This is a genomic window from Luteibacter sp. HA06, from assembly GCF_054061215.1.
This window is the reverse complement of sequence record NZ_JBSSDZ010000001.1, coordinates 1,345,238-1,367,269: the sequence shown is the minus strand read 5'-3', so window position 1 is coordinate 1,367,269 and position 22,032 is coordinate 1,345,238. Positions and strand designations below refer to the sequence as shown.

The window sequence follows — 22,032 nt, the reverse complement described above, 5'->3', positions numbered from 1 at the left end:
CGCCGGGGTCCGCTTCCGGCATAATGGCCCGACCAAGGGACAACTCAAACAATGGGATACGAAATGCGACCGACGAAGCGACTCATCGCGCTCGGCGTCGTCAGCGTGCTGCTGGCGGCCTGCGGCCACAAGGACAAGGACGCCCCGCTGGCCTTCGTGCCGGCCGACACACCGTACGTTGCGGCCAGCCTCGACAAGCTGGACGACGATGCCTATGAGGCCATGCTCAGCCAGGTCAACACCGAGCTGCCCGGGCAGGTCGCCCAGATGAAGGCCCTGGCCCAGGACATGGAAGCCAAGGGCAACGTCGACGGCTCGCACCTGATGAAGGCTGTGGCCGCTGAATTCGACGGCAAGACCGCCGAAGCCGCGTTGAAGAACCTCGGCCTCGACATCAAGACCGGTTCGGCCATCTATGGCCTCGGCCTCAGCCCCGTCGCACGCGTCTCGCTGGCCGATCCCGCCGCCTGGGAAGCGTTTGTCGGCCGTCTCGAGACTGCCTACGGCAAGAAGCTCGAGACCGCCGATGCCGGCGGCCAGGCTTACCGCCATGTCGCCATTTCGGACACCGGCATCCAGCTGGTCATCGCCACCGTGGGCAAGCAGGCCGTGGTCTCGCTGCTGCCCGCCGATGCGCCGCAGCCGACGATCCGCCAGGCACTCGGTGCCGACCGTCCGGAAAAGAGCCTGCAGGAAGACGGCCGCCTCGCCGACCTCGCCAAGGACAAGGGTTACAAGGACTACGCTGTCGGTCAGGTCGACCTGACCCGACTCCTGCCGCTGATCGCGACGGGCAAGGATCCCCTCTTCGCCGCCTTCATCAAGCAGCAGTCGGTGAAAACGGGCGAGCCGGCACCGGTGCTTCCGCCGAGCTGCCAGACCGAAGCCTCGCGCATCGCTGCGCGCGTGCCGTCGATCAGCTTCGGCTATACCAAGCTCGACCTGCACCACCAGGCCCAGCGCGTCGACATCACGCTTGCCGACGACATCACCAAGGCCTTCTCGGGTCTGAAGGTGGAGCTGCCGGGCCTCGGCCAGGACGCCAGCGCACCGTTCGACGTCAGCCTCGCGCTGCCTGTCGAGCAGATCCGCACGTTCATGACGACGCAGTCCGAAGCCGTGGCCGCGAAGCCGTTCGAATGCCCGGCCTTCGCCAGCATGAACGACAGCTTCACCAAGATGGGCTCGACGATGCAGCAGGCGGCGATTCCGCCGTTTGGTGACATCCGTGGCGTACGCATCGTCATCGACTCGTTCAAGCCCGCGGCCTCCGCGGCGCAGATGCCGCAGATCACCGGACGCGTCGTGCTTGCCACGCGCAACGCCCCGGGCCTGCTGGCCATGGGCCAGGCTGTGCTCGGTGGTGACTTCAAGCTCGCTGGCGACGGTAAGCCGGCTGCCCTGCCGGCGAACATCGTCGGCATGCTCGGCATGCCGGGCTGGGCCGCCATGAACGGTCAGGCGATCGCCATCGGCGTCGGTCCGGGCGAAGACGCCAAGCTCGATGAAGTGCTCATGGCCAGCACCGGCGATGCCGGCCGCCTCAGCCGCATGCACCTCAATGGCGACATGTACCGCGCATGGGTCGACGTGATGGCCGAGAAGGCCCAGACCTACGCTAACGCGATGACCACGGCTGCGGGCGCTGACGGTGCCCCGGATAGCCAGGCCGACGACACCGCAGCAGCGCAGCGCTCCAAGGCGCAGTTCGACGCGATGAAGGCCCAGGCCATTCGCGTGGTCCAGGTCACTGGCGAAGCGCACATGGAAGAGAAGGGTCTCGTGATCTCCGGCGCGGTCGAATACAAGTAAGCCGACTTCTCGGTATTTAGTGGCAAAGAAAGCCTGGGTCCGGCTACACCGGACCCAGGCTTTTTGTTTGGTTCTTCGCGGATTACCGGGGCTTGGGCGAGCGGCCGTAGGCCAGATGGATACATGTGCCGCGCGACGGCCTTTCCGGTACGAAACGCGAAGGGGTGTCTGAGTAGCGAGGGTGGACACCGAAGGCTCTGCGCTGCGCCGTCAGGAGGTTGACGACGGCCCGTTATCGCCGCTGAAGCGGCTCCCACACGGCACCTGGACGCGACTTCGGCAAATCCTGAACGAAGCTGTTGTTTGGGCACAAATCGTTCACGGATGCGCTGTTTCCATAGGTCCCGGACAGGCAGCCACAGCCCGTGGCGCCGTTCCCCAGTCCCATAAACAGATTCGTAAAAAGGAGTTCACCATGAACCATGCCAACCTCCGCAAGGCCCTGTTCGCTGCTGCCCTCGTCGCCGGTCTCGGTACGGTCCCGTTCGCCCAGGTGAATGCGCAGGACTCCACCCCGGCCGCTGCCAAGGCTGACAACCAGACCGTCGCTGGCAAGACCGACGACACCTGGATCACCACCAAGGTGAAGTCGGAATTCGCCACCAAGAAGGCGGTCAAGGGTAGCGATATCTCGGTCACCACCACCGAAGGCGTCGTAGCGCTGACTGGTACGGTCTCGACGGCTAAGGAAAAGAGCAACGCCGAGAAGATTGCCAAGGCCGTCAAGGGCGTGAAGAGCGTCGATGCTTCGGGTCTGACTGTTTCGGCAGCTGCGAAGTAATCGCTGCTCTCGGATAGTCGTTACAAATGAGAAGAGGGCGCCTCGTGGCGCCCTCTTTTTTGTGCGCGATGCACATCGCCGATGAATCGGCTCCCACATGGAACAACGCGTCAGCGGCTCAGCATGCCGCCAAACGTCTGCTTGTCGTTGGCCTGGTCGATCTCGACACCCTCGAGCCCCTGCGACAGCGTATGCGCGTCGCCGCCCTGGGCGAGCTTGATGCGCAGGCGCACTTCGTTGGAGCTGTCGGCGTGGCGCAGGGCGTCTTCGTAGGAGATCTCGCCGGCGTGATAAAGCTCCACGAGGCTCTGGTCGAAGGTGCGCATGCCCAGCTGATTGGAGTCGCGCATGAGCTCCTTGAGCTTATGCACCTCGCCCTGGCGAATGTAATCCTGGGCCAGTGGCGTGCCGAGAAGCACTTCAACCGCGACGCGACGCGCCTTGCCGTCAGGCGTCGGGATGAGCTGCTGCGCCACGATGCCCTTGAGGTTCAGCGAAAGATCCATGAACAGCGCGCTGCGGCGATCCTCCGGGAAGAAGTGGAGGATGCGATCCAGTGCCTGGTTCGCGTTGTTCGCGTGCAGCGTGCACAGGCAAAGGTGGCCGGTTTCGGAGAAGTTGATCGCGTGTTCCATGGTCTCGCGCGTACGCACTTCGCCGATCATGATCACGTCCGGAGCCTGACGCAGGGTGTTCTTCAGCGCGTTTTCCCAACTGTCGGTATCGATGCCGAGCTCGCGCTGGGTAACGATGCAGCCCTCGTGCTTGTGCACGTATTCGATCGGGTCTTCGATCGTGATGATGTGACCGGTGGAATTCTGGTTGCGGTAGCCGATCATCGAGGCCAGCGAGGTGGACTTACCCGTACCGGTACCGCCGACGAAGATGATGATGCCGCGCTTGGTCATCGCCAGCTGCTTGATCACCGGTGGCAGGTTGAGCTCTTCCGGCGTCGGGATCTTCGACTCGATCCGGCGCAGCACCATGCCGACGCAGTTGCGCTGGTAGAAGCACGACACGCGGAAGCGGCCGACGCCCGATGCACTGATCGCAAACTGGCACTCGTGGGTCTTCTCGAACTCCTCGCGCTGGGCGGGAGTCATCACGTTAAGCACCATGTCGCGCGACTGTTGCGCGGACAACGGGCTCTGCGTGATCGGGACGATGCGCCCCTGCACCTTCATGGACGGCGCGACGCCGGCGGTGATGAACAGGTCGGATGCCTGCTTATGCACCATCAGCTTCAGGAAAGAGGTGAAATCGAAGTCGCTCATCGCGTGTATCCCCATGGCCGGACCGGGCCGGCGCCCCTGGGGCGATCATATACCGCCGCGATGGGACCTGCAGCGACCGCCTTCACGGTCTGCAGCCGTTCTGCCCACGGCAGAACGGCTGCCCGAACCGACTTAGCGGAAGCTTTCCTTGTTCTTGGCGTACATCAGGCCTTCCTGGCGGGTGATGAGGCCGCGCTTGACCAGATCCAGCAGGTTCTGGTCGAGGGTCTGCATGCCGTACTGCTGGCCGGTCTGGATCGCCGAATACATCTGCGCGACCTTGTCCTCGCGGATCAGGTTACGGATCGCCGGGATGCCGGTCATGATTTCATGCGCCGCGATACGGCCGCCACCGACCTTCTTAAGGAGGGACTGCGAAATGACCGCGCGCAGCGACTCGGAAAGCATCGAGCGGACCATCGGCTTCTCGCCGGCCGGGAACACGTCGATGATGCGGTCGATGGTCTTGGCCGCCGACGAGGTATGCAGGGTACCGAACACCAGATGGCCGGTTTCCGCGGCAGTCAGGGCCAGGCGAATGGTCTCCAGGTCGCGAAGCTCGCCGACCAGGATGTAGTCGGGATCTTCGCGGAGTGCGGAACGCAGGGCCTCGTTGAAGCCATGGGTATCGCGGTGGACTTCGCGCTGGTTGACCAGGCACTTCTGCGAGGTATGGACGAATTCGATCGGGTCCTCGACGGTGAGGAGGTGACCGTATTCGGTCTTGTTGATGTGGTCGACCATGGCCGCGAGGGTGGTCGACTTGCCCGAGCCGGTCGGCCCGGTCACCAGGATCAGGCCCTGCGGCTGCTCGATCAGCTCACGGAAGATCTTCGGCGCGCCGAGGTCTTCCAGGGAGAGCACTTCCGACGGAATGGTACGGAACACGCCGCCCGCGCCACGGTTGTGGTTGAAGGCGTTGACGCGGAAACGGGCCAGGCCGGGGATCTCGAAGGAGAAGTCGGTCTCGAGGAATTCTTCGAAGTCGCGACGCTGCTTGTCCGACATGATGTCGTAGATCAGCGAATGGACCTGTTTGTGCTCCAGGGCCGGGATGTTGATCCGGCGCACGTCGCCGTCGACGCGGATCATCGGCGGGAGGCCCGCAGAAAGGTGCAAGTCGGAGGCCTTGTTCTTCACGGAGAAGGCAAGGAGTTCGGCGATATCCATTTGGGTCCCCTATCTTTGTGGGCATAGGTAAACACGCCCGGGGGTCGGCGGCAAGGCGCGGCACCATATATGCTTCGATGACTGTGAAAGACGTCGCGTATGGAGCGGACACCCCCATGAATCGGATCGCCTTTATCGGCGGCGGCAACATGGCCACGGCGCTGATCGCCGGCATGATCCGCCACGGCGCCCAACCTGGCGGCATCGCCGTGGCCGAACCGCGCGCCGAGGCCCTGCAGGAGCTCTCCCGCGAGTACGGCGTGGCCACCTACACCGACAACCTGGACGCCGCCGAAGGCGCGTCGATCCTCGTCCTGGCGGTCAAGCCGCAGATGATGGCCGATGTCTGCCGGGGCCTGCGGCCGGTGGTTCAGAAGTACCGTCCAGTGATCATCTCGATCGCTGCGGGTATCCGCATCGCCCAGATCGAACGCTGGCTGGACGGTGCCCTACCCGTCGTCCGCTGCATGCCGAACACCCCGGCCATGATCAGTGCCGGGGCAACCGCCCTGTTCGCCAACGGCCGGGTCAGCGCACCGCAGCGTGCCGAAGCCCAGCATGTCCTCGACGCCGCCGGCCTCACCGTGTGGGTACCGGAAGAGGACCAACTGGACATCGTCACCGCCCTGTCCGGCAGTGGCCCGGCCTACTTCTTCCTGATGGTCGAAGCCCTCGAGAACGCGGCATTTTCTCAAGGTCTGTCGCGTGAAACGGCGCGGGCCCTCGCCGCCCAGACCGCCCTCGGCGCCGGCCGCATGCTGATCGAGAGCGGCGAAAGCGCGGCCACGCTGCGCCAGCGGGTCACTTCGCCCAACGGCACCACCCAGGCGGCGCTCGACAGCTTCCGCGACGACCACTTCCCTGCCATCGTGGCGCGTGCCGTCGACTCCGCTCGCCGCCGCAGCTTTGAACTTTCCGAAGACATGGAATCGAACACGTGAACTACCTGACCAACGCGGGCTCCCTGATCCTGGACTTCATTTTCGGGGCCCTCGTCACTCTCTTCGTGCTGCGGCTGCTGGCCGAAGCCTTCCGCGCGGACTTCAACAACCCGATCTGCCAGTTCCTCTACCGCTTCACCAACCCGATCCTGCGCCCCGTGCGCAAGGTGCTGCCCAGCATCCGCCGGGTGAATACCGGGGCGCTGCTGGCGGTCTTCCTGCTGGAATGCGTGAAGTGGCTGCTGGTCATGGCGATGGCCGGCATCATGCCGAACGTGCTCGGCCTGGTGATCGTCAGCCTGGGCGAGACGCTCGACTTCTTCCTGCTGACCTGGGTGGTTCTGGTGTTCGTCTGGTCGCTGATGAGCATGCTTTCGACCGATCGCTACCACCCGGTGGCGCGGCTGGTCACCAGCCTGGCGGATCCCCTGGTGCGCCCGTTGCGCGGTCGCATGACGCTGGGCGGCCTGGATTTCTCGCCGACGGTGGTCATCCTCGCCCTGATCCTGGCACGCATGCTTGTTGCGGCGCCGATCAAGGACTGGGGCGTGGCGATGATGATGGGCGGGCTCTAACCGACGCCTTCTCGCAGGAGCCGCTGCTTCTTGTGGGAGCCGCTTCAGCGGCGATCCCGCGGCAGCGGGCAAGGTTCATCGCCGCTGAAGCGGCTCCCACAGAGAACGGCTCCTGCTGAAGTCAGCGGCTCCCGCAGGTCACCTACCGCCCAAACGGCGGGCATCGGTGACATTCGGCAACGCCCCAAGCCTCCCCAGCACCATCGACAGCTGCTCGTAATCCTTCACTCGCAGCGTGAAGCGCATCTCCACCTCGCCGGTCTGCACGTGCACGCGGCTGGACGACGCGACGATATGCGGCCCGGTATTGCTGATGGTGGTGGCTACGTCTTTTTGCAGGCCCTTGCGGTCATAGCCGCGCAACTCGATGTCGATCTCGTAGTTCTGCACTTCCACCCTGCCCCAGCTCACGTCGATCACCCGCTCGGGATTCTTCCGCGCAAGACGTGACAGGCTGGCGCAGTCGGCCCGGTGGACGGAGACGCCGCGTCCGCGCGTGATGAAGCCGCGCACGGGATCCCCGGGCAGGGGCTGGCAGCAACGCGCCAGCGTGGTCAGCAGGTTGCCGACGCCCTCGATGGAGAGCGCACCGCGGTCGTGCTGTGCGGCGCGCGATGCCACGGGCGTACCCGACTGGGTGATCTCCTGCTCGACGGGCTCCTGCAGCGAGCGGGCGATCTGCCCCAGCGAGACCTCGCCGAGCGCGATCGTGACAAAGAGTTCTTCGACACCCTTCAAACGGAAGTGCGTGGCCAGCTTGGCCAGGTCCACATCGTCGAGCGCGAGCTTGCGCAGCTCTTTTTCGAGTGCCGCCTTGCCAGCGATGATGTTCGCGTCATGCGCAGTGCGACGGAACCAGGCGCGTACTTTCTCCTTTGCGCGCGACGTATTGAGGTAACCGTGGTGCGAGGAGAGCCAGTCACGGCTCGGCTCGGAGCTCTTCGTCGTCAGGATCTCGATGGTGTCGCCACTGCGCGGCTGCGTGGTCAACGGCACGATGCGGCCATTGACCTTGGCGCCACGGCAGCGATGCCCGACTTCGGTATGGATGTGATACGCGAAGTCGAGCACAGTGGCGCCGCGCGGCATGTCGATGACTTCGCCCTTGGGCGAGAGCACGTAGACGCGATCTTCCATGAGCTCGGTTTCGAAGCCGGCAGCCAGCTCGGCCTCGTCCTCGCCGCGTGGCTCCAGCAGTTTGCGCATCCAGGCGATCTTCGCCTCGAACTCGGCATCGGCACCGCCGCCTTCCTTGTAACGCCAGTGCGCGGCGACGCCGAGTTCGTTCGCCCGGTGCATCTCGTGCGTGCGGATCTGCACCTCGAGCGTCTTGCCAGACGGCCCCATCACCGCCGTATGCAGCGAGCGGTAACCGTTGCCCTTGGGTCGGGCCACATAGTCGTCGAACTCACCCGGAAGGTGCGGCCACAGGCTGTGCACCAGGCCCAGCGCGGCATAACAGTCGGCCACGCTGTCGACCAGGATGCGCACGGCGCGGATGTCGTAGAGGTCGGAAAATTCCAAGCCCTTCTTCTTCATCTTCTTCCAGATGGAGAAGATGTGTTTCGGCCGGCCCGCCAGTTCCGCGTGCACGCCCGCGCCCTCCAGCGTGCTGCGTAGCGTCGCCAGGCTCGAGGCGATGAAGGTTTCGCGATCCGTACGGCGCTCGTCCAGCAACCGCGCGATGCGCCGGTAGGTGTCCGGCTCGAGGTAGCGGAAAGCGAGGTCTTCCAGCTCCCACTTCAGCTGCCAGATGCCCAGCCGGTTCGCCAGCGGCGCGTGGATGTCGGAGGTGAGCTGGGCCAGTTCGCGACGTTCGTGGTCTGGCAGGGCCATGGCCGTGCGCATGGCTGCCAGTTGACGGGCGAGCAGCACGAAGACCACGCGGAGGTCGCGGATGATCGCCAGCAGAAGACGGCGCAGTCCCTCTGCACCACCGACCGGCCCCTTCTGCGCATGCAGCGCCCAGACCTTCTCGGCTTCGCCCTGACCTTCAATGAGGCGGCGAAGCGACGGCTTCCAAGTTTTCGACGCTTCGTCCGCGGCGCCCGGCGCCCCGTTGATCAATGAGAACCACAGCGCCGATGCACACGTCTCGTCATCACAGCCGAGCAGCCGCAGGAGCTCGATGACGGTTTCCGCTTCGGCACGCGCCGCCACGGGTAATGACGCACAGGCCTCGCGCGCACGGTCGGTCAGCGGCAGTGCCGCAGCCTTGGCGTCGGGGGAGCGGGGCTCGCTCATCGTCGCGTCGTCCTTCCGGGTGGTCATCGTTGTGCTGCCTGGGCCACGTCCAACGCGCGTGCAAGGCGTTTGGCCGACACCGGCTCAGCAGTCTTCAGCTCCTGCGCGAACAGCGACACGCGCCATTCCTCGAGTAACCAGCGCAGTTCGCTCCAGACCACCGCATCCAGGGCGGTACCCCCCGCATTGAGCAATGCGCGCCAGTACGGCAACACCTGCAGCATACGCGACTGATCGCGCGCCGGGTCCTGGCGCAGGCGTTCCGCGCGCAGGCGCATGGCCTTGAGGTACCGCGGGAGATGGGCGAGGCGCGAGATTGGCAGCTCACGCAGGAAGCCGGGCTGCAGCAGGCCGGCGAGCTGCTCGCGAAGGTCGTCGTAGCTGGCCTTGGCAAAGCCCATCAGCGGCGGCTCCATCCACGGCCGGAGCTCGGCCTGGGCCTCGATGATCGGCTCGGCCAGCTTCTGCCGGGTCATCGCGGCGGCAAACAGTTCCCGGCCGAGCTGCACATGCAGGGCTTCGAACTCACCCTGCGTGCGGGCATCCAGGCGGCGATCGGCAATCAGGTCGCTGAAACCCCCCTCGACCAGATCCTCGCGCAGGCCTTCCACGCTACCCATCGGGGCGTACTTGAGCGACAACGGATTCGCGATCGGCAGCTGCCGCCGCGCACGCTTGAACTCGGGAGCCAGCGCCTGCCGGAGCAAGCGCTCGACGCCACCGACATGCGCTTCCGCCGCCTCGTCGGCCCGTTCGAACACGCGCAGGGCAACCGCCTCGCCAAGATCGACGAGGGCGGGATACGCGGTCAGGCCACCTTCGGAGCGAACTTCCTTCGGAATCGATTCAAAGTCCCAGGCGACGATGTCTTCGCGAGTGAGCTCGATATCCGTCTTGCGCGAGAACGCTTCGCGCGCCTTGTCCTCCCAGCCGGCGCGGATGCCGGCCAGGTCGCGCCCTTCTGCCAGCGTGCGTCCGTTCTCGTCGTGAATGCGGTAGCGCATGAGCAGATGCGCCGGCAACTTGGCGCTCGCAAATGCCGCAGGATCCACGTCGACACCCGTCGTACGCTTGAGGAAACGTGCCAGCGCCCGGGCCAACGGCTCGTCGCGCGGCGCTTCCGCTTCGGCAAACGCGCGGGCAAAGTCCGGCGCCGGCACGAAGTTGCGACGGAGTGCCTTGGGTAAGGCACGAATCAGTTCAGCGACCTTGTCCACGACCAGACCGCCTACCAGCCATTCGCCGCGCGCGATGGGCAAGGCGTTGAGGAAGGCGAGCGGCACCTGGATGGTGACGCCATCGGCCGGGTCACCCGGGACGAAGCGGTATTCCAGTCGATAGCGATGTTGGTCGATATCGAGCGACGCAGGGAAGGCCTTCGGGTCGAGACCGGTGCCGCTGTCCATCACATCGGCAAGCGTCCAGCGCAAAGCGGCCTGCTCGCCGGGCGCCGCCTTGCGGTACCACGCGTCCAGTGCGCGCACGTCCGCGATCTCCTCCGGCAACTTGCCGTCGAAGAAAGCGGAGAGTTCCTCTTCCGAACGCAGCAGGCCGGCGCGGCGCTGCTTGGCCTCGATGTCGTGGGCTTGTTCGAGGACGCGTGCATTGGCGCGGACGAAATCGGCACGACTGTCGATATCCGCCCGAACCAGCGCTTCACGCACGAAGATCTCGTGGGCGAGCCGGGGGTCCTGCTTGTGGAACGTGACAGGGCGACGCTCGACCAGCACGAGCCCGAACAAGGTGACCTGCTCGTAGGCGATCACGGTGCCGCGCTTGCGCGACCAGTGCGCATCGCGCGCCGTGGCACGGACCAGATGGCTGGCCTGCGATTCGATCCATGCGGGATCCACACGGGCACCCATCATGGCCCAGACGCGCCCGCCGATATCGATGATCTGCCCGGCGAAGATCCATGCCGGAGGCGCCTTCGCCAGTGCAGAGCCGGGGAAGACCTGGAAGCGACGTTCGCGGGTGCCGCGGAAGATGCCCTTCTCGTCCTTGTGGCCCACCTGGGTTGGCAGGCCCGCGAGGAGGCTGCGGTGAACGGCTTCGAAAAGCGTATCGCCTTCGAGAGCACCGGTGGCGGCCGGCGCCTTGCTGCCCCAGTCGAGCTCGCGCGTGACCAGCACGAGCTGCCGGTGCAGTTCGCGCCATTCGCGCATGCGCATGAAACTGAGGAAGTGGCGCGAACACCAGTCACGCAACTTCGACGAGGTGAGTTCTTCGGCGGCGTCGCCGTGGGCGCGCCACAGATTGAGCACGCCGACGAAGTCCGATTTGGGATCGGCGAACTGCGCGTGTGCCGCGTCGGCCTGGCCGCGAGCCTCTGGCGGACGCTCGCGCGGGTCCTGGATGCTCATGAAGGCCACGATGGTCGTGAGCTCGGCGAGGCTACCCAGACGGCGCGCCTCAACCAGCATGCGCGCCAGTTGCACGTCGATGGGCAAGCGAGCGACCGTACGCCCGATCGTGGTCAGGCGCTGGCTCTCGTCGATGGCACCAATCTCTGCCAGGCGACGGTAACCGTCCGCCACCACGCGCGGGTCCGGTGCTTCGAGGAAAGGAAACTGCTCTACGTCGCCCAGGTCCAGGGCGAGCATGCGCAGGATGACGTTCGCCAGCGACGACCTCAACAGCTCCGGATCCGTGAAGGCGGGGCGCAGGTTGAAGTCCGCTTCGTCATAAAGCCGGTAACAGATACCCGGCCCGACGCGGCCGCAACGGCCCTTGCGTTGATTGGCCGCCGCCTGCGAGATCGGCTCGATATGCAGACGTTCGAGCTGGCTACGCTGGCTGTAGCGCTTCACGCGAGCCGTGCCGGGATCGATCACATAGCGGATGCGCGGTACCGTGAGCGAGGTTTCGGCGACGTTGGTGGCCAGCACGATGCGGCGCTTGGTCCCCGGCTTGAACACCCGGTCCTGTTCGTTGGCCGAGAGGCGGGCATAAAGCGCCAGCACCTCGGTTTCACGGTATTGCTTGCGCGAAAGCAACAGATGGGTGTCGCGGATCTCGCGCTCGCCAGGCAGGAACACCAGCACGTCGCCGCGCGGGTCCTCCCGGGTGATCTCGTCCATGGCATCGGTGATCATCTGGGCGACGTTGCCCTCGCCACGTTCGCCCGGCGGGCGGTAGCGCACGTCGACCGGATAGGTGCGACCTTCCACCTCGACGACAGGCGCGTTGTCGAAATGCGCGGAGAAGCGCTCGGTGTCGATCGTCGCCGAGGTGACGATGATCTTCAGCTCCGGCCGGCGCTTCGCCAGTTGCTTGAGGTAGCCGAGCAGGAAATCGATGTTGAGGCTGCGCTCGTGCGCCTCATCGATGATGATCGTGTCGTAAGCCGACAACCAGGGATCCGACTGGGTCTCGGCCAGCAGGATGCCGTCGGTCATGAACTTGATCAGGGCCTGGTCCGAGACTTTCTCGGTAAAGCGCACCTGGAAGCCGACCTTGTCGCCCAGCGGTGTGCCGAGCTCCTCGGCCACGCGGGTCGCCACCGAGCGCGCCGCCAGCCGGCGTGGCTGCGTGCAACCGATCATCCCCGCTTCGCCTCGTCCGGCGGCAAGGCACAGCTTGGGCAGCTGGGTGGTCTTGCCCGATCCGGTCTCACCGGCGAGCACCACCACCTGGTTCTCGCGAATGAGCTTGACGATGTCCTCGGCCCGTGCGGCGATCGGTAGCGACTCATCGACGTTGATCGGCGGCTTGGAAGCCGCGCGCGCCGCTCGGCGCGCCACCGAGGTGGCGATGTCCTTTGCGAGCGCGTCGATCTTCGCCGGTTCGGGCTTGCGCGAGAGGGCGCGCCAGCGGCCGGACAGCCGGCCGTAGTCACGGCTGGTGACCTGGCCCAGCGCATCGCGAAGCTCGCGCAGGCGCGGATCCGGGGAGGGGTGTCGTGCGGGGCTTGTGGAGGTACTCATGGGAACGACAATAATAGCGTGCGTCTATCGACGACATCGGAACGTTTCATTTCACGTAGACCGCCCCGCCCGTTAAGATTTTGCTTCAAGAAAGAAAAAACCAAGGAGAGTCGTCACATGGCCATCGATATCGGTATTGCCAAGAAAGACCGTGAAGCGGTCGCGAAGCACCTGTCCAAGCTCCTCGCGGACACCTATTCGCTTTATCTGAAGACCCATAATTTCCATTGGAACGTGACGGGCCCGCAGTTCAACAGCCTGCACGCCATGTTCGAGGTCCAGTACAACGCCCTGTGGCTGGCTGCCGATGAAGTTGCCGAGCGCATCCGCATCCTCGACGTGTTCGCACCGGGCTCGTACAGCCAGTTCGGCAAGCTCACCTCGATCAAGGAAGAAGCTGGCGTACCGGAGTGGAAGGACATGGTCGCCCAGCTGGTCGAAGGCCATGAAATTGCCGCCGCAACGGCTCGCGACACCATCAAGGGTGCCGAGGCTGCCGGAGACGAAGGCACCGCCGACATGGTCACGGGCCGCCTGAAGGACCACGAGAAGACAGCCTGGATGCTCCGCTCGCTGCTGAGGTAAGCGCTCCCGGCCCTCATGTGGGAGCCGCTTCAGCGGCGAAATCGGTGCTCGCCCCACCCCTGCCCGCTGCTGCGGGATCGCCGCTGAAGCGGCTCCCACAGGGGCTTGGGTAGCCCAGCGGCGCGGACATCAGACAGGCCCCGAACACCCCACTCTCTGAGTTCAGCCTGACCGGTCGACCCGTTATGCGTTGAGACGTAACGCCCTGTTCGTTAAGCTCCCCCGGTTACCTCACTTGATGCCACTTGGGGGCCGACCGGTCCGGGGATTGTTTTTGAGCGCTGTTACCACGACCGAACGAAGCCATCCGATCCTTACCGCGCTGCTGCTGGCGGTCCTAGTTGCGGGCCTCAACGTGGGCCTGTGGTTCCTGGGCAATATCCCGCGTGGCCCGGACGACTGGAACGGACCCATCTCCGGTTTCGCCTTCACGGCGTACCAGCGCTACCAGAATCCGATGCGGGGCGATCTCTCCACCGACCCCGAGATCACGGGCGACCTTCGCCTGGTCCATCGCTACTCGCCGCGCATCCGCACCTATTCGATGCTGGAGAACCCGCAGACGATCCGGCTGGCCGACAAGGAAGGCCTGGACGTCATGGCCGGCGCGAACATAGATACCCGTATCGAGAACAACGAGCGCGAGATCGACGCGCTGATCGCCCAGGCGCATCGATTCCCCAAGACCATCTCGCGTGTCATCGTCGGCAACGAGGTGCTCTATCGCGGCGATCTCAAGCCCGACCAGATGATGGCCTACCTGGATCGCGTGCGCGCCGCCGTGCGCCAGCCGGTGTCCATCGCCGAACCCTTCCACATCTGGATGCAGAATCCCGAGCTGGCCGACCACGTGGACTTCATCACCGTCCACCTGTTCCCTTACTGGAACGGCATCGACCGCAAGGACGCCGTACCCGACTCGATCGGCACGCGCGAAGCAGATGGATCCAGGGACACCGACGGCAGCTTCCAGGCCCTGCAGCATCGTTTCCCGGGCAAGCACATCGTCATCGGCGAGATTGGCTGGCCCTCGAACGGCGACCGCCACGAGTACGCCTACCCCACCATTTCGAACGAAGCGATCTTCCTGCGCGACTTCTTCAACGTCGCCAAGCGCAAGGGCATCGATGACTACTACGTCCTCGAAGCCATCGACCAGCCGTGGAAGGAAAACCTGGGCGAAGGCCGCACCGGCGCGTACTGGGGCATGTTCAATGCCGATCGCCAGCTGAAATTCCCGTTCAAGGGCCCGGTGACCGAAGACACCAGCTGGCCGTGGAAGGCGTTCGCGGCCTCGGCGCTGGCCTTCTTCCCGATGGTCTGGTTCGGCAGCCGCTTCCGCCGCTTCAAGCTGATGGGCCGCCTGTTCTTCATGGCCCTGCTGCAGCTGGCCTGCGGCCTGATCGTCTGGTCGGCCACCCTGCCGTTCAATTTCTACCTGAGCCCGTTCGACTGGGCCATGCTGATCCTGCTGTTCCCGGCGCAGATCGCCATCCTCGCCATTCTCCTGATCAACGGCTTCGAGTTCACCGAAGTGTTGTGGCGTCGCGAATGGATCCGCCATGCCGGCATGCTGCCGTACGACCCGGTCGAGAAGCAGCCCTTCGTCTCCATCCACCTGGCGTGCCACAACGAGCCGCCGGAAATGGTCCAGATCACCCTGGATTCGCTGGCCAGGTTGAACTACGAGAATTTCGAAGTCCTGGTGCTGGACAACAACACCAAGGATCCCGCGGTGTGGGAACCGGTGAAGGCGTACTGCGAACAGCTCGGTCCGAAGTTCCGCTTCTTCCACCTCGAGCCCTGGCCGGGCTACAAGGCGGGTGCGCTGAACTTCGGCCTCACCGCCACGGACGAGCGCGCCGACGTCGTCGCCGTGATCGATGCCGACTACGAGGTCCGCGAGGACTGGCTGGCGGCCCTCACCGGCTACTTCCACGACTCCAAGGTGGCCGTGGTGCAGTGCCCGCAGGCCCATCGCGAATTCGAGAACAACCGTTTCCGCCGCATGACCGCCTGGGAATACGACGGCTTCTTCCGCATCGGCATGCATCACCGCAACGAGCGCAACGCGATCATCCAGCACGGCACAATGACCATGGTGCGTCGCTCGGCGCTGGAAGGCACCGGCGGCTGGTCCGAGTGGACGATCTGCGAGGACGCCGAGCTCGGCCTGCGCCTGATGCATGCGGGCTACGAACTGGTCTACGTCGATGAATTGATGGGCAAGGGCCTGACCCCTGCCGACTTCAAGGCATACAAGAGCCAGCGCTACCGCTGGGCCTTCGGCGCCATGCAGATCCTCAAGGGTCGCTGGAGCTGGATGACCCGCAAGGGGCCGCTCTCGGCCGGCCAGCGCTTCCACTTCCTCACCGGGTGGTTCAGCTGGTTCGCCGACGCCCTGCACTTCATCTTCACGATGATGGGCCTGTTGTGGACGGCCGGCATGATCTACGCGCCGCAGTACTTCAACCTGCCAATGCAGTTGTTCCTGATCCCCGTGATCGGGTTCTTCTTCGCCAAGGCGATCTTCGGTTTCGTGCTGTATCGCGCCCGTGTCCCGTGTAGCTGGTACGACACCATCATGGCCTCCGTGGCTAGCATGGGCCTGTCGCACGCTATCGCACGCGGCATCCTGCACGGCCTGACGCGCGAGAAAACGGCCTTCGTGGTGACCGCCAAGAGCCGTCGCATGGGTGGCAGCAGTTTTGCCGCTTTTGCCCCGGTGCGTGAGGAAGGTCTCATGGCGATCGCCCTGCTCTGCGCGGTGATCGGCATGGCGCTGCACTACGGCACGAACTATGTGGAGAGCGTGCTGTGGATGTTCATCCTCGCCGCACAGTCCATTCCGTACGTGTCGGCACTGGTCGGCGCCTGGATTGCGCACACGGCGGGTGACGAGGCAGGCTGAACAAGCGGGGGGGTCTTTCACGTATGTGTATCGACCCTGCACGCTACGCGCGGTAAGTTACGCCCAGACTTCATGTCAGGGGACGCCGGAGGCGCCCCCGCTCGCCGCCGTGCCCCACGGCGTTGGACCACGAACGGAACGGGATGCTCATGCGCCGAACCAGACGCCATGGACTGCTGCTTCTGCCGTGGTTCCTCCTGCCCTGCCTCGCCCATGCCGGTGTCGTCCTCACCGTGGACGGTGTCGACGAAAACCTGAAGAACGCCGTCGTCGCCGGCGTGGAGCTCAGTCAGTACGCCAAGCGTGACGCCACCGCGGCGCAGATCCGACGGCTCTACGACAAGGCCCCGGACGAGGTGCAGGCTGCGCTTCGGCCCTACGGGTATTACGAGGCCACGGCTACCGGGGACATCAAGCAAGTCGGAAGCGACTGGCAGGTCACGCTGCATGTGGTGCCCGGCACGCCGGTCACGGTCAAAGCGGTGAACGTCAGCATCGACAAGGAACCGGCCAAGCTACCGCCGATCGCCCGCGCCATGCGCGGTGTCACTGGCCTGAAGGACAAGCCTCTCAACGACGGCCAGTACGATGCAGCGCGCGACGCCGTGAGCGGAGCGCTCACCGCAACTGGCTTCCTCGACGCCAAGCTGGTAACCCATCGGGTCGAAGTGAACCGCGCCGAACACAGCGCCACCGTGGAACTGGCCTGGGAAACGGGCAAGCGATACCGCTACGGCAAGATCCACTTCGAGAACTCGCAGTTCCGCGATGGATTCCTCGACCGCTACGTGCCCTTCAAGAGCGGCGATTATTTCTCGCAGACGCAACTTCTCGACCTGCAGCAGGCGCTCAATGGCGCCGACTACTTCGCCGTGGTCAACGTCATGCCCGACACGGATAACGCAAAGGACGGCACGATCGACATCAACGTGGAGCTCGCGCCGGCCAAGCGCACGATCTACACCGGCGGCCCGTTCTTCGGAACCGATACCGGCCCGGGCCTGCGCGGTGGTATCGAGAAGCGCTGGGTGAACGACCGCGGCCACAAGTGGAAGAACGAACTGGTGGTGGCGGAACGGCTGAAGACCATCTCTACGCTTTACCAGATTCCAATGCCGGGCCCGAACCAACGCAGCTTCAACTTCGGTGCGAACTACCGCGACGCCAACACGGTGACGTCCAAGTCGCGCACCGTGCAACTCGTCGCCAATGAAACGCGGCTGTGGCACGGATGGACCCGCACCATCGGCATCAATGTGCTGTCCGGCACGTTCACCGTCGGCAAGCGCGGCGGTGAAGGCGACAACGCCCTCGGCCTCGATCATGGCCAGAGCACCCTGCTCTACCCCGAACTCACGCTAAGCCGGAAGAAGGGCGATAACCCGACCTTCGTACGCAGCGGCTGGTCGCTCACGCTCACCGCGCGCAGCACCGCCGGTACCCTGCTTTCCGATGCACGCTTCTCGGAGCTGATGGGCGACGCCAAGTGGATCCAGTCTTTCTGGGGCCGCAATCGCCTGATTCTCCGCGGCACGGCGGGCAAGATCTGGACAGACGATTTCAGCGCCCTGCCTCCGCAGCTGCGTTTCTTCGCCGGTGGCGACCGCTCCGTGCGCGGCTACGATTTCGAGAGCATCGGCCCGAAGAATTCCTACGACCGCGTCATCGGCGGCGAGAACCTGCTCGTCGGCAGCACCGAGGTGGAGCATTACTTCACACGCAACTGGGGCATGGCCGCTTTCGTGGACGCGGGCAACGCATTCAGTGGCACCGACTATAAGCCGCTTGTCGGCACCGGCCTGGGCGTGCGCTGGCTCTCGCCGGTCGGCATGATCCGCGCCGACCTTGCCGTACCTGTGGGCAACAAAGAGTCGCACGGTATCCATCTGCACGTCGTCATCGGGCCCGACCTGTGAGGAGCACCGGCATGAAATGGTTGATCCGCGCCGGCGCTGCCCTCGGTGTGCTGCTTCTGGTCGTCGTGCTTGGCGTCTGGTGGCTGGTGGGAAGTGCCTCCGGCCTTCGATTCGCCCTCTCTCGCGCACAGGGGTTCACGTACAACGCGCTCACGATCGAGCATGCCGAAGGCCGGCTTGCCGGTCCGCTGGATCTCGCCGGTGTGCGTTACCGCGACGGCAAGGGCATGGATGTTCGCGTGGCTCGCGCGCACGTCGATTTCTCCTTCGGCTCCCTGCTACGCAAGCGTGCGCACGTCTACGACCTCACGGCCGATGGGATCGACGTGGCGCTGCCACCGAGCCAGCCGGAACCGGACACAGCCTCGGAGCCCTTCTCGCTCGAGCCGCCGCTGGACATCGTGCTCGACAAGGTGAAGGTCGGCCACGTGAAAGTCACCCAGGCCGGCCAGCCTGTTTTTGAATCCAACTCGCTCGACCTGGTCGGTTCGTGGACATCGAAGGGCATTGCGCTGCAGACCCTCGCGCTACGTGCGCCCGACGGACAGGCCGATCTCGGCGGCACGCTCGCGGTGGGCAAGGGTTACAAGGGCGACGGCAAGGCCAGCTTCCGCTGGAAGCTCGGCGACATCGACTACGCCGGCGATCTCGAAGCGCATAGCGATGGTGCCAAGGCGCACACCATCGTCAAGCTCACCCTGCCCTTCGTCGCGCAGGTCGATGCCAACCTCGTACAGAGCGGGGACTTCGCCTGGACTGCGAAGATCGACGCGCCCCGTTTCGATCCGAAACCGCTCATCGGCGACAGCAGCCTGCAGGCGCTTGGTGTCGCCTTGCAGGGCTCCGGCGACCGGTACCACGCCAACCTGACCGGCGATATCGATCTCAACGACTACGCCGTGCGACTGTCACCGGTGAAGGCCGCGTTCGATCACGAGTACAAGCAGCTCACCCTCGACGAGCTCACCGTCAGCTCGCCGCAGGTCAAAGGTTCGCTAACCGCACGTGGCACTGTTCAACTCGCCGCCCAACCGGTTTCCGCCGATCTCGCGCTGAACTGGAAAGATGTCCTGGTGCCCGCGAACGTCGCCGGGCAGGACCTTGCCAGTGTCGGCCAGCTCACGTTCAAAGGCAGCGCAGACGCTTACCACGCCGCGGGCGACGTCGACATCGGTCCGCCCGGACACGTCGGCAAGTTCACGCTGGACGTGGATGGCAAGCCGGATGCCATCGCCCTGCATACCGTGGCGTTGAATCAGCCCAACGGCAATCTCGCCGCCAGCGGCACGCTGACGCTGCAGCCCCAGCTCGCCTGGAATGTCGAGCTGAAGGGCGAGCGCTTCGACCCGAGCCAGCTGCTTGCCGAATGGCCGGGCGCGCTGAATCTCGATATCGCCACCGAAGGACAGATGGCGAAAGACGGCCCTCTCGGCACGCTGGACCTGCGCAGGCTCGACGGCACGCTTCGGCAGCGCCAGCTGCGCGGCAGCGGCAAGCTCACGCTCAAGCCCAACGAAGTGGTCAACGGCACGCTGGACGTCGCCTCGGGCGGCAGCACGATTCACCTCGACGCCAGGGGCGACACCGCCAACGATGCCACGCTCAATCTCGCGATCGCATCGCTCGGCGACTGGCTACCGGATGCCGGCGGGCGGATCCAGGGCGATATCTCCGCGAAGGGTAACGTGCCGAAGCTGGCGGTGAAGGCGAACGTGCGTGGCAGTGCTCTTGTCTATGCTGGACAGAAAGTCGACGCGCTCACCGTCAACGCCGATATCCCTGATGTGAGTACGCCCGGGGGCAAGGTCGACATCGTCGGCACGCATGTCGTGTCGGGCGGTCTCGTCTTCGACCGCCTCTCTGTGAACGCCAACGGGACGCAGGACAAACACCAGCTCAGCATCGACGCGACGGGCCGCCCGCTTGCTGCGGACCTGCAGCTTTCCGGCTCGCTGCGCGACGGTGCCTGGAACGGCACGCTCTCCACGCTCAACATCGATTACCAGGGCCTACCCCGCTGGCGCCTGCAGAACGCCAGCCAGCTGGCTTACAAAGACGGCGCGGCCAGCCTCAGCGATCTCTGCCTCACGGCGGGCGAGCCGCTGCTCTGCGTCGCCGCGAAGCAGGACAAGGGCGGCAATCTCGATGCCAGCTATCGCCTGCGTCAGGTGCCGCTCGCCCTGATCATGACGGCAGCCGAGGCGTCGGACAGCCCCATGCGCGCGGACGGCATCATCGAAGGTGACGGCAGCATTCGTCGCACGGCGGCGGGCGCGTTGTCGGGTCAGGCGAACATCACCAGCGCGCACGGCTCGGTGGCGTATACGGATCGCAGCGAGAATCCGCTGCTGGTCTACGACAACCTCGTCGCCAACGCACAGCTTTCGCCGGACAACCAACATGTCACCGTGCGTGCTTCGCTCAACAAGGGCGGCACGCTGGACGGCAACGTCTCGATAAGTGGTGCACAGCAAGCGCTCGGTGGCACGGTCGCCCTGCATCTCACGGACCTGGGCGTCATCGAGCTGTTCACCAGCGAGCTTGCCGATGTAAAGGGTGGCCTCGATGCGAACTTCAATCTCGGCGGCACCATCGCCGCGCCGGCGATCACGGGCCAGGCGCTGGTTGCCGGTTTCGCTACCGAGGTGCCCAGCGCGGGGCTGAAGCTCAAGGACGGACGCATCAGCGTCACGACGACGGACGCGAAGAACTATGCCGTTGACGGCACGATCGCTTCGGGTGACGGCACGCTCGGCATCAAGGGCACCGCTGCGCTCGGCGCCGGCGCGCAGATCCGGCTCGGCGTTCAGGGCTCGAAGTTCACAGCCGTCGATATTCCCGCCGCCAAAGCCATCGTCTCGCCCGACATCACGATCGTGCAGGACGCCAAGGGGATGAACGTCACCGGCAAGCTCAACATCGACCTTGCCGACGTCAACGTCGAACGACTGCCCGGCGCTGGCGCGACGAAGGCGTCGCCTGACGTCGTTGTCGTTGACGACAAGCAGCAGGAAGCCGCTGCGGAGGCGTCACCGATCTCCGCGGACATTCGTGTCGACCTCGGTCAGAAAGTCCACCTCGTCGGCTTCGGCATCGACGGCCGCATCACCGGCCAGCTCGATGTACGCGAGCGACCGGGCCGTGCCACTACCGGCCAAGGTCAGATTGGCGTCGACGGAACCTATAAGGCATACGGACAGGACCTGAAAATTCAGCAGGGCCAGCTGCTGTTTGCCTCCACGCCGATCGACAACCCTCGCCTCAACATCCGCGCGGCACGCACGCTCAATCCGAACGCCACGATCGACGATGGCCAGACCGTTGGCCTCTACGTTTCAGGCACAGCGCAGCGTCCGATCCTCACCGTGTTCTCCAACCCGGTGATGGAACAGTCGGACGCCCTGTCCTATCTCGTCACTGGCAAGCCCCTGTCGCAGGTAAGCGGTGGCGAAGGCAATATGGTCGGCGCGGCAGCGCAGGCACTCGGTTCCGCGGCAGGCGACCTGTTGGCGAAGAGTGTGGGCTCGAAAATCGGCGTCGACGACATCGGCGTGTCGAGCAACGATGCCCTCGGCGGCACGTCCGCGTTCACCGTGGGCAAGTACCTATCTCCGCGTCTCTACCTGAGCTACGGCGTCGGCCTGTTCGAGCCGGGCCAGGTGATTACCTTGAGGTATATCTTCAGCAAAAAGTGGAACTTCGAAGCGCAGAACGCGACGGAGTTTAGTCGGGCCACGTTGAATTACCGGCTCGAACGCTAACGCGGGAACCCCTGTGGGAGCCGATTCATCGGCGAAAACCAGGTTGCCTCACCGCTCGGCATCAGCTGACATCACGACAGCGATGAACATCCACAACGCTGACTTCTGTTCGGTGCCGAGACGTCCCGGCGCGATG

12 protein-coding genes are annotated in these 22,032 nt (G+C 64.9%); 8 read left to right on the top strand and 4 right to left on the bottom strand.

The annotated features are described in order from the left end of the window. Positions 1-63: 63 nt before the first annotated feature. Positions 64-1,812: a hypothetical protein gene (locus ACVWWJ_RS06085; protein WP_456967099.1), complete on the top strand. Its 1,749-nt coding sequence runs from the start codon at positions 64-66 to the stop codon at positions 1,810-1,812. Positions 1,813-2,227: 415 nt separating this feature from the next. Then, entirely contained in the window at positions 2,228-2,593 is a 366-nt protein-coding gene (locus tag ACVWWJ_RS06080) for a BON domain-containing protein (RefSeq protein WP_159890869.1), read from the top strand. Positions 2,594-2,703: 110 nt separating this feature from the next. Here the strand turns inward: ACVWWJ_RS06080 and ACVWWJ_RS06075 are convergent, their stop codons facing one another. Beyond that, positions 2,704-3,867, bottom strand: a complete 1,164-nt coding sequence (locus tag ACVWWJ_RS06075; RefSeq protein WP_159890867.1) for a PilT/PilU family type 4a pilus ATPase — start codon at positions 3,865-3,867, stop codon at positions 2,704-2,706. Between the two features lie 132 nt (positions 3,868-3,999). Continuing rightward, on the bottom strand, positions 4,000-5,037 hold the full coding sequence (locus tag ACVWWJ_RS06070; protein ID WP_063573399.1) for a type IV pilus twitching motility protein PilT: 1,038 nt from the start codon (positions 5,035-5,037) through the stop codon (positions 4,000-4,002). Positions 5,038-5,153: 116 nt separating this feature from the next. Between ACVWWJ_RS06070 and proC the strand changes: the two genes are divergently transcribed. Together proC and ACVWWJ_RS06060 are read left to right on the top strand one after the other, a co-directional pair. Next, entirely contained in the window at positions 5,154-5,978 is an 825-nt protein-coding gene (proC, locus tag ACVWWJ_RS06065; RefSeq protein WP_159890865.1) for a pyrroline-5-carboxylate reductase, read from the top strand. Further along, positions 5,975-6,553, top strand: a complete 579-nt coding sequence (locus ACVWWJ_RS06060) for a YggT family protein (RefSeq protein WP_159890864.1) — start codon at positions 5,975-5,977, stop codon at positions 6,551-6,553. Before proC ends, ACVWWJ_RS06060 begins: the two co-directional genes overlap by 4 nt. A 138-nt stretch (positions 6,554-6,691) precedes the next feature. On the opposite strand, the gene ACVWWJ_RS06055 is transcribed toward ACVWWJ_RS06060, so the two are convergent. Next, positions 6,692-8,797 carry a RelA/SpoT family protein gene (locus ACVWWJ_RS06055; protein ID WP_159890953.1) on the bottom strand — a complete coding sequence of 702 codons (2,106 nt, stop codon included), beginning with the start codon at positions 8,795-8,797 and terminating at the stop codon, positions 6,692-6,694. Positions 8,798-8,820: 23 nt separating this feature from the next. Continuing rightward, positions 8,821-12,723, bottom strand: coding sequence for an ATP-dependent RNA helicase HrpA (gene hrpA / locus ACVWWJ_RS06050; RefSeq protein WP_456967098.1), 3,903 nt, complete (start codon positions 12,721-12,723; stop codon positions 8,821-8,823). Positions 12,724-12,840: 117 nt separating this feature from the next. On the opposite strand from hrpA, the gene ACVWWJ_RS06045 reads away from it, so the two are divergent. The 4 genes from ACVWWJ_RS06045 (at position 12,841) to ACVWWJ_RS06030 (ending at position 21,896) form a co-directional block, all read left to right on the top strand. Further along, complete coding sequence (locus ACVWWJ_RS06045) at positions 12,841-13,308, top strand: Dps family protein (RefSeq protein ID WP_159890861.1); 468 nt, start codon at positions 12,841-12,843, stop codon at positions 13,306-13,308. 274 nt (positions 13,309-13,582) lie between these two features. Continuing rightward, a complete protein-coding gene (locus tag ACVWWJ_RS06040; RefSeq protein ID WP_456967097.1) occupies positions 13,583-16,219 on the top strand; it encodes a glycosyltransferase in 2,637 nt (878 codons plus the stop codon). 149 nt (positions 16,220-16,368) lie between these two features. After that, the gene (locus ACVWWJ_RS06035; protein ID WP_159890859.1) at positions 16,369-18,135 is read left to right on the top strand and encodes an autotransporter assembly complex protein TamA; all 1,767 of its coding nucleotides are present in this window, start codon (positions 16,369-16,371) and stop codon (positions 18,133-18,135) included. Positions 18,136-18,146: 11 nt separating this feature from the next. Beyond that, a complete protein-coding gene (locus tag ACVWWJ_RS06030; RefSeq protein WP_456967096.1) occupies positions 18,147-21,896 on the top strand; it encodes a translocation/assembly module TamB domain-containing protein in 3,750 nt (1,249 codons plus the stop codon). The last annotated feature ends 136 nt before the right edge of the window (positions 21,897-22,032 follow it).

Coding starts and splice junctions, on each gene's coding strand:
- ACVWWJ_RS06075 (WP_159890867.1), bottom strand. CDS start 3,867: ATGAGCGACTTCGATTTCACCTCTTTCCTGAAGCTGATGGTGCATAAG.
- proC (WP_159890865.1), top strand. CDS start 5,154: ATGAATCGGATCGCCTTTATCGGCGGCGGCAACATGGCCACGGCGCTG.
- ACVWWJ_RS06030 (WP_456967096.1), top strand. CDS start 18,147: ATGAAATGGTTGATCCGCGCCGGCGCTGCCCTCGGTGTGCTGCTTCTG.
- ACVWWJ_RS06080 (WP_159890869.1), top strand. CDS start 2,228: ATGAACCATGCCAACCTCCGCAAGGCCCTGTTCGCTGCTGCCCTCGTC.
- ACVWWJ_RS06085 (WP_456967099.1), top strand. CDS start 64: ATGCGACCGACGAAGCGACTCATCGCGCTCGGCGTCGTCAGCGTGCTG.
- ACVWWJ_RS06055 (WP_159890953.1), bottom strand. CDS start 8,797: ATGAGCGAGCCCCGCTCCCCCGACGCCAAGGCTGCGGCACTGCCGCTG.
- ACVWWJ_RS06045 (WP_159890861.1), top strand. CDS start 12,841: ATGGCCATCGATATCGGTATTGCCAAGAAAGACCGTGAAGCGGTCGCG.
- ACVWWJ_RS06070 (WP_063573399.1), bottom strand. CDS start 5,037: ATGGATATCGCCGAACTCCTTGCCTTCTCCGTGAAGAACAAGGCCTCC.
- ACVWWJ_RS06035 (WP_159890859.1), top strand. CDS start 16,369: ATGCGCCGAACCAGACGCCATGGACTGCTGCTTCTGCCGTGGTTCCTC.
- hrpA (WP_456967098.1), bottom strand. CDS start 12,723: ATGAGTACCTCCACAAGCCCCGCACGACACCCCTCCCCGGATCCGCGC.